Source organism: Agrococcus citreus, assembly GCF_039527715.1.
Classification (GTDB): Bacteria; Actinomycetota; Actinomycetes; order Actinomycetales; family Microbacteriaceae; genus Agrococcus; species Agrococcus citreus.
Genome location: NZ_BAAAKK010000001.1, coordinates 485121 through 500356, shown reverse-complemented (window position 1 = coordinate 500356; position 15236 = coordinate 485121). Strand labels below are relative to the sequence as shown.

The 15236-nt window shown below is 72.3% G+C and carries 12 protein-coding genes and 1 tRNA gene; 1 reads left to right on the top strand and 12 read right to left on the bottom strand.

The window, feature by feature from the left end; translation table 11 throughout:
* Nucleotides 1-5: 5 nt before the first annotated feature.
* Nucleotides 6-1031 carry an endonuclease domain-containing protein gene (locus ABD106_RS02455; RefSeq protein ID WP_343916939.1) on the bottom strand — a complete coding sequence of 342 codons (1026 nt, stop codon included), beginning with the start codon at nucleotides 1029-1031 and terminating at the stop codon, nucleotides 6-8.
* A 226-nt stretch (nucleotides 1032-1257) separates the two neighbouring features.
* Nucleotides 1258-1902 carry an ANTAR domain-containing response regulator gene (locus ABD106_RS02450; protein ID WP_343916937.1) on the bottom strand — a complete coding sequence of 215 codons (645 nt, stop codon included), beginning with the start codon at nucleotides 1900-1902 and terminating at the stop codon, nucleotides 1258-1260.
* A gap of 48 nt (nucleotides 1903-1950) precedes the next feature.
* On the opposite strand from ABD106_RS02450, the gene ABD106_RS02445 reads away from it, so the two are divergent.
* A tRNA-Leu gene (locus tag ABD106_RS02445) sits at nucleotides 1951-2032 on the top strand.
* Between the two features lie 58 nt (nucleotides 2033-2090).
* Here ABD106_RS02445 and pyk read toward each other — a convergent pair.
* The 10 genes from pyk to ABD106_RS02395 all read right to left on the bottom strand — a co-directional run.
* On the bottom strand, nucleotides 2091-3584 hold the full coding sequence (pyk, locus tag ABD106_RS02440; RefSeq protein WP_343916935.1) for a pyruvate kinase: 1494 nt from the start codon (nucleotides 3582-3584) through the stop codon (nucleotides 2091-2093).
* A gap of 93 nt (nucleotides 3585-3677) precedes the next feature.
* Nucleotides 3678-5132 carry a glutamate synthase subunit beta gene (locus ABD106_RS02435; protein ID WP_343916933.1) on the bottom strand — a complete coding sequence of 485 codons (1455 nt, stop codon included), beginning with the start codon at nucleotides 5130-5132 and terminating at the stop codon, nucleotides 3678-3680.
* Nucleotides 5125-9687 (bottom strand): glutamate synthase family protein, encoded by a 4563-nt coding sequence (gltB, locus tag ABD106_RS02430; protein ID WP_486281947.1) that lies wholly within the window; start codon nucleotides 9685-9687, stop codon nucleotides 5125-5127. The genes ABD106_RS02435 and gltB overlap by 8 nt, the downstream gene beginning before the upstream one ends.
* Nucleotides 9688-9763: 76 nt before the next feature.
* A complete protein-coding gene (lgt, locus tag ABD106_RS02425) occupies nucleotides 9764-10702 on the bottom strand; it encodes a prolipoprotein diacylglyceryl transferase (protein ID WP_343917870.1) in 939 nt (312 codons plus the stop codon).
* Between the two features lie 233 nt (nucleotides 10703-10935).
* The gene (trpA, locus tag ABD106_RS02420) at nucleotides 10936-11823 is read right to left on the bottom strand and encodes a tryptophan synthase subunit alpha (protein WP_343916931.1); all 888 of its coding nucleotides are present in this window, start codon (nucleotides 11821-11823) and stop codon (nucleotides 10936-10938) included.
* Nucleotides 11820-13040, bottom strand: a complete 1221-nt coding sequence (trpB, locus tag ABD106_RS02415) for a tryptophan synthase subunit beta (protein WP_343916929.1) — start codon at nucleotides 13038-13040, stop codon at nucleotides 11820-11822. The genes trpA and trpB overlap by 4 nt, the downstream gene beginning before the upstream one ends.
* Nucleotides 13037-13825, bottom strand: a complete 789-nt coding sequence (trpC, locus tag ABD106_RS02410) for an indole-3-glycerol phosphate synthase TrpC (protein WP_343916927.1) — start codon at nucleotides 13823-13825, stop codon at nucleotides 13037-13039. The genes trpB and trpC overlap by 4 nt, the downstream gene beginning before the upstream one ends.
* A 3-nt stretch (nucleotides 13826-13828) precedes the next feature.
* Nucleotides 13829-14053, bottom strand: coding sequence for a DUF6704 family protein (locus tag ABD106_RS02405; protein WP_343917868.1), 225 nt, complete (start codon nucleotides 14051-14053; stop codon nucleotides 13829-13831).
* 94 nt (nucleotides 14054-14147) lie between these two features.
* Complete coding sequence (locus tag ABD106_RS02400) at nucleotides 14148-14711, bottom strand: Trp biosynthesis-associated membrane protein (RefSeq protein ID WP_343916925.1); 564 nt, start codon at nucleotides 14709-14711, stop codon at nucleotides 14148-14150.
* A partial coding sequence (locus ABD106_RS02395) for an anthranilate synthase component I family protein (protein WP_343916923.1) occupies nucleotides 14708-15236 on the bottom strand: 529 nt, incomplete at its 5' end. The genes ABD106_RS02400 and ABD106_RS02395, both read right to left, overlap by 4 nt.

Genomic DNA, 15236 nt, shown 5'->3' with positions numbered 1-15236 from the left:
GCCGCTCAGGCAGCATTCCACGAGGAGTACCGCTCGTACGCTGCGACGATCTGGCGCAGAAGCACCTTGCCGCCGTCGACGAGATCGTCCTTCGTGACGACGATGATGTGCCAGCCCAGTGCCCGCAGCTTCTCGAGCCGGATGCGGTCACGTTCCTGCTGCGCAGGATCGCTGTGGTGCTCGCCGTCGTACTCGACGCCGAGCTTGAGTCGTGGCCAGCTGACGTCGAGTCGCGCTACGAACGCGCCTGTCGCGTCGAACACCTCGTGCTGCAGCATCGGCTCTGGCAGCGCGCCGATGATCAGGAGCCGCAGGAGCGTCTCGCGCGGCGATTCAGACCCGACGCAGACGAGGGCCAGCGCTCTCCGAGCCAGGTGGAGCCCGCGCGCTCCTTCGTAGCGACGCAGCGCATCCCTCAGGTCTTCGACGGTCAGCGGAGCACGCCGCTTCGTCGATACCAACCAGTCCCCGACTGCGACCAGCTCCTCGAGACTCAGCATCGTCGAGAGGTGCACGAAGGTGTCGGCCCTTGCCTCTACCCGCATCCCGTCGACCTCCTCCACCTCAGACTTGAGGCGGTGACCGACGACGCCAGGCCGTCGCATCCGAGAGCCGCCGGTCGGAGACGCGAGATGCACCCTGGCCTCCTTCTCGTACCGCAACGGCAGCGGCATGCCGTGGATGCGCGCGGCGGTCGTGTGGGAGAAGAAGTGGTCATCCTGCGCGAGCACGCGGACAGCCTCGAGCAGCGCTCGCGCCTCGTCACCGACTGCCGCGGTGATGCGGGCGCCGCGAGCTGGGCGCGAGAATGCCATCGAACGCAGCTCGGCCGCGGTGTATCCCCGGTCGAGGCCTTCCCTGATCGTGAAGCCGTACGAACTCTGCATGCGGAGGATGATGCTCGCATCGCTGCAGGGAGACGCTCGGCGGCGGCCTGAGCTGTGGAGAACCAGCCTGTGCACGGCATGACGCTCCGCGAGCTGACGGAGGTTCAAGCGCGCGAACGACAAGTCAGACGCGGGGATGAGCACTCATGGGCGGGACGACCATTCACACGCACGCGTGACCGCTCAGCGGTGGGAGTGACCAGTCACGCGCGGGCATGACCACTCACGCGCGGGCATGACCAGTCACGCGCGGGCATGACCACTCACGCGCGGGCATGACCACTCACGCGCGGGCATGACCACTCACGCGCGGGAATGACAACTCAGGGGCGGGAGGCGCCACTGCGGGGCGCGGGGCGCGCTGCCCGGGCTACTTCTTGGGGGTGCCGAGCTGCTCGATGACGGCCTGCGCGACCTCGGCCATCGTGAGGCGGCGGTCCATGGAGGCCTTCTGGATCCAGCGGAACGCCTCGGGCTCGGCCAGGCCCATGCGCTGGTTGAGCAGGCCCTTCGCGCGGTCGACGATCTTGCGCGTCTCGAAGCGGTCGGCGAGGTCGGCGACCTCGCTCTCGAGCGTGCGGATCTGGTCCCAGCGCGCGAGCGCGATCTCGATCGCCGGCAGCAGGTCGTTCTGCGTGAACGGCTTCACGACGTAGGCGAGCGCCCCGGCCTCGCCGGCGCGCTCGACGAGCTCCTTCTGGCTGAAGGCGGTGAGCAGCACGACGGGCGCGATCTTCTCGGCGCTGATGCGCTCGGCCGCCGTGATGCCGTCCATCTTCGGCATCTTCACGTCCATGACGATGAGGTCGGGCTTCAGCTCCTTCGCGAGCTCGACGGCGCGCTCGCCGTCGCCGGCCTCGCCGATGACGTCGAAGCCGGCCGCCTGGAGCGTCTCGACGATGTCGAGGCGGATGAGCGACTCGTCCTCGGCGACCAGCACGGTGCGCGCTCGGGAGGTGGGCTCGGCGGGCGCGGCGGTGTCGAGCTCGGGCTCGGCGAAGAGGTCGTCGGTCATGACCACTAGCCTAGTGTTCGCATCGAGACCGGCTGGCCGCGGTCTCGAGCCGGTGTGGCGGAATCGGCAGACGCGGCGCACTCAAAATGCGCTTCCGCGAGGAGTGTGGGTTCGAGTCCCACCACCGGCACGCGACACGAAGGGCTCGAGCCGAAGACCGGCTCGAGCCCTTCGTCGCGCGGCGCTCGCTACGCGTCGGTCGGATGCGGCGCCGACGGGTGCGGCACCTGGATGCGGCGCAGGCCGTGATACGCGGGCGCAGCCTCGGCGTGCACGTCGCCGACCCGGTGGATGCGGAGGTCGTTCGTCGACCCCGAGGTGCCGGGAGGCATCCCGGAGATCACGACGACCTTCTCGCCCTTCGCCACCAGGCCCTTGCCGATGAGCACGTCGTCGACCTGCGCGATCATCTCGTCGGTGTGCGTGACGCGGTCGACGAGGTGCGTGTTCATGCCCCAGATCATCTGCATCCGGCACTCGACCTCGGGGTCGGGCGTGAACCCGAACATGGGGATGGCGCTGCGCAGCCGCGACATGCGGCGCGCGGAGTCGCCCGACTCGGTGAAGACGACGATCGCCTTCGCGTCGACGAACTCGGCGACCTCGAGCGCGGCGAGCGTCACGGCGCCGCCCTGCGTGCGCGGCTTCGTGCCGAGCGGCGGGATGCGGCCGAGGCCCATCTCCTCCGCCGCGACGACGATGCGGGCCATCGTCTCGATCGTCGTGATCGCGTGCTTGCCGACGCTCGTCTCGCCCGAGAGCATGACCGCATCCGCACCGTCGAGGATGGCGTTGGCACAGTCGCTCGCCTCGGCGCGCGTGGGCCGCGAGTTCTCGATCATCGACTCGAGCACCTGGGTGGCGACGATGACGGGCTTCGCCCAGCGGCGGGCGAGCTCGATCGCGCGCTTCTGCACGAGCGGCACCTGCTCGAGCGGCAGCTCGACGCCGAGGTCGCCGCGGGCGACCATGATCGCGTCGAAGGCGTCGATGATGTCGGCGAGGTTGTCGACGGCCTGCGGCTTCTCGATCTTCGCGACGACGGGCAGCTTCCTGCCCTCCTCGGCCATGATCTCGTGCACGCGGACGATGTCGGAGGCGTCGCGCACGAACGAGAGCGCGATGATGTCGGCGCCGAGGTCGAGCGCCCATCGGAGGTCCGACTCGTCCTTCTCGCTCAGCGCGGGCACGTTGACGGCCACACCGGGCAGGTTGATGCCCTTGTTCGAGCTCACGGGACCGCCGACGACGACCTCCGTGACGACCTCGGTCTCGCTCACCTCGACCGCGCGCAGCGTGATGCGGCCGTCGTCGATGAGCAGCGGGTCACCGGGACGCACGTCGGCGGGCAGGCCCGCGAACGTCGTGCCGGCGCGCTCGCCGTTGCCGACGATGTCGTCGGTCGTGATCGTGAAGCGCGCGCCCTCGGAGAGCTCGAACGGGCCGTCGGGGATCTTGCCGAGGCGGATCTTCGGACCCTGCAGGTCGACCAGGATGGCGACCGGCAGGCGCAGCTCGTCGGAGGCGCGTCGGATGTTGGCGTACACCTCCTCGTGGACGCTTCGGTCTCCATGGCTGAGGTTCATGCGCGCGACGTTCACGCCGGCCGCGATCGCGGCCTTCGTGCTCTCGTAGCCGGCGAGCGCCGGCCCCCACGTCGCGACGATCTTGGCTCGTCTCATCGGGTTCTCTTTCCATCCTCGCGCCGCCTGGGTGTTCGGCACGGACACCCCCATCCTTCCAGAGGGAGGCGCCCGCTGCCGGACCGCGCGCCGTCAGACCGCGGCGAAGGGCCGATCGGTCGCCCGCACGGGGGCCGGGAGCTCGGTCGCGCCCTCGAGGTACGCGTCGACCGCCGCAGCGGCCGCGCGCCCCTCGGCGATCGCCCAGACGATGAGCGAGGCGCCGCGACCGGCGTCGCCCGCGACGAACACGCCGGGCTGGTCGGTGCTGAAGTCGGGCCGGCGCTCGGGCACGCCGCGCTCGAACGGCACCTCGAGCGCCTCGCCGATCGACGCATCCGCGCCGGTGAAGCCGAGCGCGAGCAGCACGAGGTCGGCGTGGATCTCGCGCTCGGTGCCCGCCTTCGGGTGGCGCACCCCATCGACGATCTCGGTGTCGGCGACCTTGAGCGCACGCACCTCGCCCGCCTTGTTCGCGAGCAGCTCGACGGTCGAGACGAGGTAGTTGCGCTCGCCGCCCTCCTCGTGGCTCGACTGCACCTCGAAGATCGTCGGGTGCACGGGCCACGGCTGGTGCTCCGGGCGCTCCGACGGCGGCTGCACGCCGATCGCGAGGTTCGTGACCGACAGCGCGCCCTGGCGGTGGGCCGTGCCGATGCAGTCGGATCCCGTGTCGCCGCCGCCGAGCACCACGACGTGCTTGCCGGATGCGGTGATCTGGTTGTCGGGGACCGTGCCGGCGACCGCGCGGTTCTGCTGCACGAGGTAGTCCATCGCGAGGTGCACGCCGTCGAGCGAACGGCCGGGGATGTCGAGCTCGCGCGCGACCGGCGCGCCGGTCGCGACGACGACCGCATCGAAGCGCTCGCGCAGCTGCTCCCAGGTGATGTCGCGGCCGATCTCGACGCCGGCGCGGAAGCGCGTGCCTTCGGCGGTCATCTGCGCGAGGCGCGCCTCGAGCTGCCGCTTCTCGAGCTTGAAGTCGGGGATGCCGTAGCGCAGCAGGCCGCCGATGCGGTCGTCGCGCTCGTACACCGCGACGGTGTGGCCGGCGCGCGTGAGCTGCTGGGCCGCCGCGAGCCCCGCGGGCCCCGATCCGACGACCGCGACCGTCTTGCCCGTGAGGCGCGCGGGCGGGTGCGGCTCGGTCCAGCCGTTCGCGAACGCCTCGTCGGCGATCGCCTGCTCGATCGACTTGATCGTGACGGCGGGCTGGTTGATGCCGAGCACGCACGACGACTCGCACGGCGCGGGGCACAGCCTGCCGGTGAGCTCCGGGAAGTTGTTCGTCGCGTGCAGTCGGTCGCTCGCCGCCCTGCCCTCGCCGCGCCAGGTGAGGTCGTTCCACTCGGGGATGAGGTTGCCGAGCGGGCAGCCCTGGTGGCAGAACGGCACGCCGCAGTCCATGCAGCGGCCCGCCTGCCGGCGCAGCACGGCGCGGTCGCCGGGCTCGCCGATCTCGCGCCAGTCGAGGATGCGCACCGGCACCGGTCGCTTCTTGGGGAGCTCGCGCTCCGTCACCTTCAGGAATCCACGAGGATCAGCCACCGGTCACCTCCAGGATCTGCCGCCAGATGTTGTCCGAATCGGGGTCGACGCCCTGCCGCTGCGCGTCGAGGCGGATGGATCGCACCATCGCCCAGTCGCGCGGCACGAGCTTCGAGACGCGCTGCAGCCCGCCGTCGAGCAGTCGCTGGGCGACGCTCGAGCCGGTCAGCTCGACGTGCCGCGCGAGGATCGCGCGCAGCTCGATCTCGTCCTCCTCGGCGAGCTGCTCGACCCGCAGCTCGCCCTGGTGGAACGAGTCCTGGTTGAGCAGTCGCTCGTCGAGGTCGAGCAGGTAGGCCACGCCGCCGGACATGCCGGCGCCGATGTTGCGGCCCGTCGGTCCGAGGATGACGGCGATGCCGCCCGTCATGTACTCGAGCGCGTGGTCTCCGGCACCCTCGCAGACGGCGGTCGCGCCGGAGTTGCGCACGAGGAACCGCTCGCCGACGATGCCGCGCAGGTAGAGCTCGCCGCTCGTCGCGCCGTAGCCGATCACGTTGCCGGCGATGACGTTCTGCTCGGCGACGAGCGCGGCGTCGGCCGCGGGCTGCACGGTGATGAGGCCGCCGGAGAGACCCTTGCCGACGTAGTCGTTGGCGTCGCCGTGGAGGCGCAGCGCGATGCCGCGCGGCACGAACGCGCCGAGCGACTGGCCCGCCGAGCCGCGCAGCGTCAGGTCGACGGTGCCGGGCTCGAGCCCGTCGGCGCCCGCGCGGCGCGTCACCGCATTGCCGAGCATCGTGCCGACGGCGCGGTCGGTGTTGGCGATCTCGAGGTCGAGCTCGAGTCGCTCGCCGGCGTCGAGCGCTCGCGCGAGCGGCTCGAGCAGCCGTGAGTCGAGCTGGAGCTCGAGCTCGTGGTCCTGCTCGGTCGTCCTGCGCGGCGCGCCCTGCACGCCGTGCGGCGCGGTCAGCACGGGAGCGAGGTCGAGGCCGTCGGCCTTCCAGTGCTCGATCGCGCGGTCGACCTCGAGCAGGTCGCCGCGGCCGATCGCCTCGTCGAGGCTGCGGAGGCCGAGCGACGCGAGCAGCTCGCGCACCTCCTGGGCGATGAACTCGAAGAACTGCACGACGAACTCCGGCTTGCCGGTGAAGCGCTCGCGCAGCGCCGGGTTCTGCGTCGCGACGCCGACGGGGCACGTGTCGAGGTGACACACGCGCATCATGATGCAGCCGGAGACGACGAGCGGCGCGGTCGCGAAGCCGAACTCCTCCGCCCCGAGCAGCGCGCCGACGATGACGTCGCGCCCGGTCTTCAGCTGGCCGTCGACCTGCACGCTCACGCGCTCGCGCAGGCCGTTGACCATGAGCGTGTGCTGCGTCTCGGCGAGCCCGATCTCCCACGGCGTGCCGGCGTGCTTGAGCGAGTTGAGCGGGCTCGCGCCCGTGCCGCCGTCGTGCCCGGAGACGAGCACGACGTCGGCCTTCGCCTTCGCGACGCCCGCGGCGACCGCGCCGATCCCGGATTGCGACACGAGCTTGACGTGCACGCGCGCCGCGGGGTTCGAGCGCTTGAGGTCGAAGATGAGCTGCTTGAGGTCCTCGATCGAGTAGATGTCGTGGTGCGGCGGCGGCGAGATGAGCCCGACACCGGCGGTCGCGTGCCGCGTGCGCGCGACCCACGGGTAGACCTTGCCGGGCGGCAGCTGCCCGCCCTCCCCCGGCTTCGCGCCCTGCGCCATCTTGATCTGGATGTCGTCGGCGTGCGTCAGGTACATGCTCGTGACGCCGAAGCGTCCCGAGGCGACCTGCTTGATCGCGCTGCGGCGCTCCGGGTCGAGCAGCCGGTCGACGTCCTCGCCGCCCTCACCGGTGTTCGACTTCGCGCCCAGCCGGTTCATCGCGATCGCGAGCGTCTCGTGCGCCTCCTGCGAGATCGAGCCGTAGCTCATCGCTCCGGTCGAGAAGCGCCGCACGATCGAGGCGACCGACTCGACCTCGTCGATCGGCACCGGCTCGGCCGCGGTGCGCAGCCGCAGCAGGCCGCGCAGCGTCTTGAGCTCCGCGGCCTGGTCGTCGACGAGCCGCGAGTACTCGCGGAAGACGTCGTAGCGCCCCGTGCGCGTCGAGTGCTGCAGCTTGAAGACGGTCTCGGGGTTGAACAGGTGCGGGGCGCCGTCGCGGCGCCACTGGTACTCGCCGCCGGTCGTGAGCCGCTCGTGCGCGATGGGGGCGCGCTCGTCGGGGTAGGCGGAGCGGTGCCGGAGGCGGTTCTCCTCGGCGATGACGTCGAGCCCGACGCCGCCGAGCGGCGAGTGCGTGCCCGTGAAGTAGCGGTCGACGAGCTCGCGAGAGAGGCCGATCGCCTCGAACGCCTGCGCGCCGCCGTAGGCGCCGACGGTCGAGATGCCCATCTTCGACATGATCTTCGTCACGCCCTTGCCGAGACCCTTGATGACGTTGCGCACCGCGGTGTCGACGTCGGCGCCGAGCTGCCCCGAGAGCGCGAGCTGCTCGGCGGTCTCCATCGCGAGGTACGGATTCACGGCGCTCGCGCCGTAGCCGATGAGCAGCGCGACGTGGTGCACCTCGCGCACGTCGCCGGCTTCGACGACGATGCCTGCGCGCATCCGGGTGGATGCCTTGATCAGGTGGTGGTGCACAGCGCTCGTCATGAGCAGGGTCGGGATGGGCGCGAGCTGGTCGGTCGAGTCGCGGTCGGAGAGGATGATGAACTGCGCGCCGTCGGCGATGGCCTCGTCGACCTCGCGGCACATCTCGTCGATGCGCCGCTCCATCGAGGCGGGCCCGTCGTCGACCCGGTAGAGTCCCTTCACGACCACGGTGCGGCGCGAGCCGGGCGTGCGGTCGATCGAGCGGATCTTCGCGAGCTGGTCGTTGTCGATCACGGGGAAGTCGACGATGATCTGGCTCGCGTGCGACGGCGTCGCGGTGAGCAGGTTGCGCACGGGGCCGATGCCCATCGACATGCTCGTCACGATCGACTCGCGCAAGCTGTCGAGCGGCGGGTTCGTCACTTGCGCGAACGCCTGCTTGAAGTAGTCGAACAGCAGCCGCGGCCGGCTCGAGAGCGCGGCGATCGGGGTGTCGGAGCCCATCGCGCCGAGCGGCTCGGCGCCCGTCTTCGCCATCGGGGCGATGAGGATGCGCACCTCCTCCTCGGTGTAGCCGAAGGTGCGCTGGCGGCGGGCGACGGATGCCGCGGTGTGCGCGACATGCTCGCGGTCGGGCAGGTCGGCAAGGTGGATGCGGCTCGACTCGAGCCACTCCCCCCACGGCTGCATCGACGCGAGCTCGCGCTTGATCTCCTCGTCGGGCACGACGCGGCCCGCCTCGGTGTCGACGACGAAGAGCCTGCCCGGCTGCAGCCGGCCGCGCCGCACGACGCGGCTGGGCTCGATCGGCAGCACGCCCGTCTCGCTCGCGAGCACGACGAGGCCGTCGGAGGTCTCGAGCCAGCGCCCGGGGCGCAGGCCGTTGCGGTCGAGGGTCGCGCCGACGACCGTGCCGTCGGTGAAGCTGATCGCGGCCGGCCCGTCCCACGGCTCCATGAGCAGCGAGTGGTACTCGGCGAAGTCCCGCAGGTCCTGCGGCATGTCGGTCTGGTTCTCCCACGCCTGCGGAACCATCATCATGATCGCGTGCGGCAGCGAGCGGCCCGCGAGCGTGAGCAGCTCGAGCACCTCGTCGAACGACGTCGAGTCGCTCATGCCGGGCGTGACGATGGGCTTGAGCGGGCGCAGGTCGCCGAGCAGCTCGGAGGCGAGCTGCGACTCGCGGGCGCGCATCCAGTTGCGGTTGCCCTCGACGGTGTTGATCTCGCCGTTGTGGGCGATCATGCGCAGCGGCTGCGCGAGCGGCCACGACGGGAAGGTGTTCGTCGAGTAGCGCGAGTGGACGATCGCGAGCTTCGTCTCGAAGCGATCGTCGGAGAGGTCGGGGTAGAACGGCTCGAGCTGGAGCGTCGTCACCATGCCCTTGTAGGTGATGGTGCGGCTCGACAGCGACGGCAGGTACTCGCCCACCTCGCGCTCGATGCGCTTGCGCAGGCGCCAGGCGAGCCGGTCGAGCTCGAGCCCGGCGACGGGCGTGCCGGCGGCGGCGACGAACAGCTGCTCGATCGCGGGCATCGCGCCGCGCGCGAGCTTGCCGAGCGCGTCGGGCACGGTGGGCACCTCGCGCCAGCCGAGCACGCGCAGCCGCTCCTGGCCGGCGATCTCCTCGATGCGCTCCCTCGCGGTGGCGCGAGCGGATGCGTCGAGCGGCAGGAACGCGAGCCCGGCCGCGTAGGTGCCCGGCTCCGGCAGCTCGAACCCGGCGACCGCCCGCAGGAACGCGTCGGGCATCTGCGTGAGGATGCCGGCGCCGTCGCCCGTGCCCGCGTCGGAGCCGACCGCGCCGCGGTGCTCGAGGTTGCGCAGCGCGTCGAGCGCGAGCGCGACGATGTCGTGGCCTGCCGTCCCGCGCGTCGTGGCGACCATCGCCAGGCCGCACGAGTCCCGCTCGTGCCTCGGGTCGTACATCCCCGAGGCCGTCGGCAGGCCGAGGCCCCGCGAGGTGAAGGCCCCGTTCGATCGGTCGCTGATGGTGCGCATCGTGCTCCTGTGCTGTGTTGCGTGCGGTCGGAGCGGGACGCCGTCGGCCCGCGAGCGCGCCCAGGAGCGCGCAGGACTACTTGGTAGCGGCCGCGGGTTCTGCGGCGGTGATCTCCGCCTCGTCCTGGGTGCGGGACTCGGGGAGGTCCGTGTAGACCTCAGAGTCTACGCCCTCCGAGGCCTCCGGTCCGCGACCGGGGGTCCAGGGCGAGGGCTCGAGGCCCGGGTGGCGGCGCGTCTGCACCACCCACACGACCACGCCGAGCGCGATCGCGAGGAACGCCATCCACACGTTCGTGCGGATGCCGAGGAACAGCTCGGACGGGTCGAGGCGGATGGTCTCGAAGACCGATCGGCCGAGGCCGTACCAGACGAGGTAGAGGGCGACGAGGCGGCCCCAGTGCACGTCGCGCTTGCGGTCGATCCACAGCAGCACGGCGGCGCCGAGCACGTTCCAGACGATCTCGTACGCGAACGTGGGGTGGAAGAGCGTCTCGGGCGGCAGCCCGATCGGGAACGCCGGGTTCGTGGCCTCGATCTCGAGGCCCCACGGGAGCCCTGTGGGCTGGCCGAAGAGCTCGTGGTTGAACCAGTTGCCCAGCCGCCCGAAGGCCTGCGCGAGCAGCAGCCCGGGTGCGAGCGCGTCGGCGAACGCCGTGAAGCGCACGCCCGTCTGGCGGCAGCCGATCCACACGCCGATCGCGCCGCCGATGAGGGCGCCGAAGATGGCGATGCCGCCCTCCCAGATGTACAGCGCCGTCATCGGGTCGCGGCCGGGACCGAAGTAGTCGTCCGGGTGGGTCACGACGTGGAACGCGCGCGCCGCGACGATGCCGAGCAGCACGGCCCAGACGCCGATGTCGATGACGTAGCCGGCGTCGACGCCGCGCTGGCGCAGCCGCCAGCCGGTGAGCACCGTCGCCACGACGATGCCGCCGAGGATGCACAGCGCGTACGTCTGGATGCCCCACTCGGGGCCGACGATGCGCAGGAAGAGGGCGAGCGCGATGCCGATGACGACCGACCAGATGAGCGTCCCGATCGCGTCCCGCTTCGTCAGCCGGCCGGTGAGCGCCCAGACGAGCAGCACGACGACGGTGAGGACGAGGCCGAGCACGACGCCGACGACGATGGCGACGGGCACCGAGCCCTGCACGAGCGGCAGCACGCCGATGGCGTCGAGCCATGCGCCCAGCGGCACCTGCTGCCACTCGGGGCTCGGGCTCGGGATGCTCTGGAGGAGGGGGGTCACGCGGTTGCGCTCTTCTCTGGGCTCGTGGTGTCGGGGCTCGTGGTGTCGGGACTGGAGACGCCGGTGCCGGTCGGCGCGGCGGCCGGGCCGCCGTCGAGTGTACCGGCGGCGAGCGACGCGGCGAGCTCGCGCACGGCGGTCACGCCGCCCGCGCCGAGCGCGCGGACGAGTGCCGAGCCGACGATCGCGCCGTCGGCGTAGTCGAGCACGTCGCGCACCTGCTCGGCCGTCGAGACGCCCAGGCCGACGCAGCGCAGCGCCGTCGTGCCCGCGGCCTCGGCGCGCTCGGCGATGCGATCGGCGAGCGTCCGGGCCGCCTGGTCGACGTCGGTGCGAGCACCGGTCGTGCCCATCGTCGACACGGTGTAGACGAAGCCGCGCGACGCGGCGACGGCGCTGTCGATGCGCGCGTCGGACGACGAGGGGGCCGCGAGGAAGATGCGGTCGAGGTCGTGCCGGTCGGCGGCGGCGAGCCACTCCTCGGCGTTCTCGGGCGTGAGGTCGGGCGTGATGAGTCCGGCGCCGCCGGCGGCGGCGAGCCGCTCGGCGAATCGGTCGACGCCGAAGCGCAGCACCGGGTTCCAGTAGGTCATGACGAGCACCGGCACGTCCGTGCGCGCGGTGATCGCCGCGACCGCCTCGAAGAGCTCCTCGAGGCGGAAGCCGCGCTCGAGCGTCGACTGCGTCGCGGCCTGGATGACGGGGCCGTCCATGCCCGGGTCGGAGTACGGCACGCCCAGCTCGATCGCCGTGCAGCCGGCCTCGGCGATCGCGACGGCCGCCTCGACGCTCGTCTCCAGGTCGGGGAAGCCGACGGGCAGGTAGCCGATGAGGGCGCGGTTGCCGCTCGCGCGGATCGCCGCCTCGGTCGTGATGCGCGTCACTGCTGCCTCGCGTCCTCGTCGAGCACGTCGAACCAGCGGCCCGCCGTCGCGACGTCCTTGTCGCCGCGCCCCGAGAGCGAGACGAGCAGCGTCGAGCCGGGCTGCTCCTTCGCGAGCCGCATCGCGCCGGCGATCGCGTGCGCCGACTCGATCGCCGGGATGATGCCCTCGGAGCGGGTGAGCGCGAGGAAGGCGTCCATCGCCTCGGCGTCGCTCACCGGCTGGTACTCGGCGCGGCCGATGTCGTGCAGCCACGCGTGCTCGGGACCGACGCCCGGGTAGTCGAGGCCGGCGGAGATGGAGTGCGACTCGAGCGTCTGGCCGTCGCCGTCCTGCAGCAGGTACGTGCGCATGCCGTGCAGGAGCCCGGGCTCGCCGCGCTCGATCGAGAGCGCGTGGCGCTCGGTGTCGGCGCCGTCGCCGGCGGCCTCGAGCCCGATGAGGCGCACGTCGGCGTCGTCGAGGAAGGCGTGGAAGATGCCCATCGCGTTCGAGCCGCCGCCGACGCACGCCAGCACGGCATCCGGCAGCCCGCCGGTCATCGCGATGGTCTGCTCGCGCGCCTCGTCGCCGATCGCGCGGTGGAAGTCGCGCACCATCTCCGGGAACGGGTGCGGGCCCGCGACGGTGCCCATGAGGTAGTGCGTCGAGTCGACGTTCGCGACCCAGTCGCGCAGCCCCTCGTTGATGGCGTCCTTGAGGGTGCGGGAGCCGCTCGTGACGGGCACGACCTCTGCGCCCAGCAGCCGCATCCGCGCGACGTTGAGGGCCTGGCGCTCGGTGTCGACCTCGCCCATGTAGACGACGCACTCCATGCCGAACAGCGCCGCGGCGGTCGCGGTCGCGACGCCGTGCTGGCCGGCGCCGGTCTCGGCGATCAGGCGGGTCTTGCCGAGCCGCTGCGCGACGAGCGCCTGGCCGAGCACGTTGTTGATCTTGTGGCTGCCGGTGTGGTTGAGGTCCTCGCGCTTGAGGAGGATGCGCGCGCCGGCGATCTCGCTCAAGCGGCTCGCCTCCGTGAGCATCGACGGCCTGCCGGTGTAGTCGCGCGACAGGCGCGCGAACTCCGCCTGGAACGCCGGATCGACGCGGCACGCCTCGTAGCACGCGGCGAGCTCGTCGATCGCGGCCATGAGCGGCTCGGGCATGAAGACGCCGCCGTAGCCCCCGAACCAGGGGCCGTGGTGTCCTCGAAGCGAAGCTGCGGTGTCGGTCATGCGGCCCTCCCGAACTCTGCGACGCGCGACGCTGGGTCGCCGTCGGTGACGAGCGCCTCGCCGACGAGCACGGCATCCGCGCCGTCCTGCCGGTATCGCGCGACGTCGGTCGCGTCGCGCACGCCCGACTCGGCGACCGCGACGACGCCCGCGGGGATGCGGGCGCGCAGCTCGGCGAAGCGCTCAGGATGCATCGTGAACGTCTTGAGGTCGCGCGTGTTCACGCCGAGGATGCGCGCGCCCGCCTCGAGCGCGGCATCGATCTCGTGCTCGTCGTGCACCTCGACGAGCACCGAGAGGCCGAGGCCGGTCGCGACGTCGTGCAGCTGCGCGAGCCGAGCGGGGGCGAGCGAGGCGACGATGAGGAGCGCGAGGTCGGCGCCGAACGCGCGCGCCTCGAGCAGCTGGTACTCGTCGGCGATGAAGTCCTTGCGGAGCACCGGCACCGACACCGCGGCGCGCACGGCGCGCAGGTCGTCGAGGCTGCCGAGGAAGCGGCGCTCCTCGGTCAGCACGCTGATCGCGCTCGCACCGCCGGCCTCGTAGCGCGCGGCGAGCGACGCGGGCTCCGGGATGTCGGCGAGCGCGCCCTTCGACGGGCTCGCGCGCTTCACCTCGGCGATGATGTGCGGGCCGGCGGAGTCGGGCTTGGGCGTGCCGAGGATGGTGACGGCGTCGAGGGGCGTCGGGGTCGAGAGCGCGATCGACTCCAGGCGGTCGGCGGGCAGCGCCTCGCGCCGCCGAGCCGCGTCCTCGAGCGCGCCCGCGGTGAGCGCGTCGAGCACGGCCTAGTGGCCCTGCGGGCCGAAGCCGGCGCGGTTGAGGATGGGCCAGAGCACCATGCCGATGACGAGCAGACCGGCGCTCGCCCACACGAGCGCGGGCATGTCGAGCACGAAGAAGAGCGTGCCGATCGCGAACGCGGCGATCATCACGATGACGCTGATCCAGGCGGCGCGCGAGTGGCCGTGGCCCGGGTCGCCGAACGTCTCGTCCTGCTCGGCGTTGGTCAGCTCAGCTGCGTGCTGCTCGGTGATGCCGGTGCGTGCGCTCACGATGCTCCTCGGGTCTCGTCCTCCGGCGCGCTGGCGCGCCACGAGCCCAAGTCTATCGAGTCGGGTCGTCGCCGTCGTCCATGACATCCCAGGCGAGGCCCGATCCGCTCCGCTCGTAGCGGGCGGCGCGCGCGGCCCGCTCGGGCCAGCGGCGCGCGGTGACGAGCACCCAGACGCCGACGGCCGCGCCGAGCGCGCCCGCGACCGCGCCGAGCACGGGCCAGGCGGTCGTCGACGACGCCGCGAGCTCGGCCTGCTGGGCGGTGCCGGCGAGGCCGGTGGCATCGGCGACGAGCGCCTCGAGGGCGGTGCCGACGCCGCCGCGCGAGGCAGCCGCGTGCGCGGCGAGCAGCCCGCCGAGCAGCAGCGCGAGCGCGCCGAGCACGAGCCGCCACACGCGGCCCGCGAGCGGCAGCACGAGCGCGAGCGCGACGCTCGCGAGCGAGAGCGTCGTGAGCGCGCCCGCGACGTCCTGCCCGGCGACGGCGAGCTCGCGGCCGTCGAGCAGCGTCGCGCTCCCCCACGGCTGCGTCGCCGAGAGCAGCCCGAGCGCACCGGCGAGCAGCAGCCCGAGCACCGCGACGACGCGGCCGCTCGGCGCTCGCCGCTCGGTCACGGGCGCGCTCCTGGCGCGCGCATCGACGAGGCGACGGCGACGGCGCGCAGCGGCGCGGCCGCCTTGCTGCGCACCTCCTGCAGCTCGGCCTCGGGGTCGCTGTCGGCGACGAGGCCGGCGCCCGACTGCACGTGCGCGACGCCGTCGCGCATCGTGACGGTGCGGATCGCGATCGCGAGGTCGGCGTCGCCCGCGAGGTCGAGCCAGCCGACGACGCCGCCGTAGACGCCGCGCTGGGCGGGCTCGAGCTCATCGATGAGCTCGAGCGCGCGCGGCTTCGGCGCGCCCGAGAGCGTGCCGGCGGGGAAGGTGGCGCGGAACGCGTCGACGGCGCTCGCGTCGTCGCGCATCCGGCCCTCGACGGTCGAGACGATGTGCATGATGTGGCTGAAGCGCTCGATCGCCATGAGCTCGGTGACGGCGACCGTGCCCGGCACGCACACCTTCGCGAGGTCGTTGCGGGCGAGGTCGACGAGCATGACGTGCTCGCTGCGCTCCTTCGGGTCGGCGAGCAGCTCGTCGGCG

Excerpts from the sequence above, each read along its gene's own strand:
- ABD106_RS02450 (WP_343916937.1), bottom strand. The coding sequence starts at position 1,902 with ATGACCGACGACCTCTTCGCCGAGCCCGAGCTCGACACCGCCGCGCCC.
- pyk (WP_343916935.1), bottom strand. The coding sequence starts at position 3,584 with ATGAGACGAGCCAAGATCGTCGCGACGTGGGGGCCGGCGCTCGCCGGC.
- gltB (WP_486281947.1), bottom strand. The coding sequence starts at position 9,687 with ATGCGCACCATCAGCGACCGATCGAACGGGGCCTTCACCTCGCGGGGC.
- trpB (WP_343916929.1), bottom strand. The coding sequence starts at position 13,040 with ATGACCGACACCGCAGCTTCGCTTCGAGGACACCACGGCCCCTGGTTC.